This window comes from Bradyrhizobium sp. PRIMUS42 (assembly GCF_023006515.1).
In the GTDB taxonomy this organism is placed as follows: Bacteria; Pseudomonadota; Alphaproteobacteria; order Rhizobiales; family Xanthobacteraceae; genus Bradyrhizobium.
The window spans coordinates 1-1,406 of record NZ_JALBGZ010001111.1 but is presented as its reverse complement, the minus strand read 5'-3'; the positions used below and the strand labels follow the sequence as shown (position 1 = coordinate 1,406).

The window sequence follows — 1,406 nt, the reverse complement described above, 5'->3', positions numbered from 1 at the left end:
GGTCGCGGCAGATGCCGCCGAGGCGATGGCTGCGGCGGCAGCCAGCACGCCCGACGTCGTGTTGCTGGATTATCATCTCGATGGTGGCCGCAGCGGCTTGGACTTTCTCGACGATCTCGGGCAGAAGTCGGGCCGCCACGTCCGCGCGCTGGTCGTCACCGGCGATCGCAGCGAGGCGGTGCGCAAGGAAGCGAGGGCGCGCGGCTGCGAGATCCTGTCGAAGCCGGTCAAGCCCGCGGCTCTGCGGCGCTTCCTCGGCAGCGAAGCCCTGAGCCGGCAGTTCGGGACGAAACAGGAGACTCCCTGACAATGCGCATCCTTATCGGCGACGATCATCCGCTGGTACAGGCCGCGTTGCGCAGCGCGCTGTCGAGCGTGCTGCCCGGTCTCGACATCATCGCCTGCCAGTCGCTTGACGAGGCGACCGGCATCCTGTCGGCTCAGTCCGACGAGATCGACCTGATCCTCTGGGATCTGACCATGCCGGGTATCCAGGGTTTCGCCGCGCTGTTCATCCTGTCGGCGCAATTCCCGACGGTGCCGGTGGCGATCATCTCGGCACGGCAGGACGCCGCCACGATCCGCCGCGCCATTGCCTACGGCGCATCCGGCTACATCCCGAAATCGCTCAGCCTTCCCGAGATGGCGGACGCGATTACGAAGATCCTTGCCGGCGAAATCTGGATGCCGCCCAATGTCGGCGGCCGCGGTTCGATTCAGAGCGCCGATGTCGAGCTCGCCGCGCGAATGGCCTCGCTGTCGGCGCAGCAGCTCCGCATTCTCGCGATGATCGTGGACGGCAAGCTCAACAAGCAGATCGCGGGCGAGCTCGACATCGCCGAGCAGACCGTGAAGGGCCATGTCTCGACGATCCTGCGCAAGCTCGGCGTCGGCTCGCGCACCCAGGCCGCTGTCCTGGCCGAGAGGCTGTCATTTGGCCAGCCCGGCGGAACCTGAGCTTTCTCCTGCAAAACAAAACGGAGGCCGCGAGGCCTCCGTTTTCTATCGTGCTGTCTTGCGGACCTGGTGCTTACCCCAGCCGTCCCGCCGCGTGGGCGAGCAGGGTGTAGACGAGGCCCGTCTCCGAGGTCAGGTGGCTGCGCAGCTCCTGCGGGCCGCGGCCGTCGCGGGCGACTTCGTCGAGCAGGCGCTCGAACTCGGCGACGTAACGGTCGACGGTGCCTTTGAAGTTGCGGTCGGCGCGGTACTTGCGGGCGACCTCGTCGAAGGCCTTCTGGCCGGCGGGCGTGTAGAGGCGCTTGGTGAAGGCCTTGTTCTCGCCGCGCTGGTAGCGGTCCCACATCTCGGCGGCGAGGTTGCGGTCCATCAGCCGGCCGATGTCGAGCGACAGCGACTCCAGCGGATTGCTGCTGGCCTGCGGGGCCTGCGGCTGCGGCGCGGGTGCG

General features: G+C 67.6%; 3 protein-coding genes. 2 read left to right on the top strand and 1 reads right to left on the bottom strand.

Features of this window, described 5'->3' with window-relative positions; genetic code table 11:
• Nucleotides 1-307 (top strand): response regulator (locus MOV75_RS38100; RefSeq protein ID WP_247007989.1); only part of this gene is annotated, 307 nt, incomplete at its 5' end.
• Nucleotides 304-957, top strand: a complete 654-nt coding sequence (locus tag MOV75_RS38095) for a response regulator transcription factor (protein ID WP_246932673.1) — start codon at nt 304-306, stop codon at nt 955-957. The genes MOV75_RS38100 and MOV75_RS38095, both read left to right, overlap by 4 nt.
• Before the next feature lie 73 nt (nt 958-1,030).
• On the opposite strand, the gene MOV75_RS38090 is transcribed toward MOV75_RS38095, so the two are convergent.
• Nucleotides 1,031-1,406, bottom strand: a 376-nt coding sequence (locus MOV75_RS38090) for a hypothetical protein (RefSeq protein ID WP_247007987.1), incomplete at its 5' end; no start/stop codon positions are given.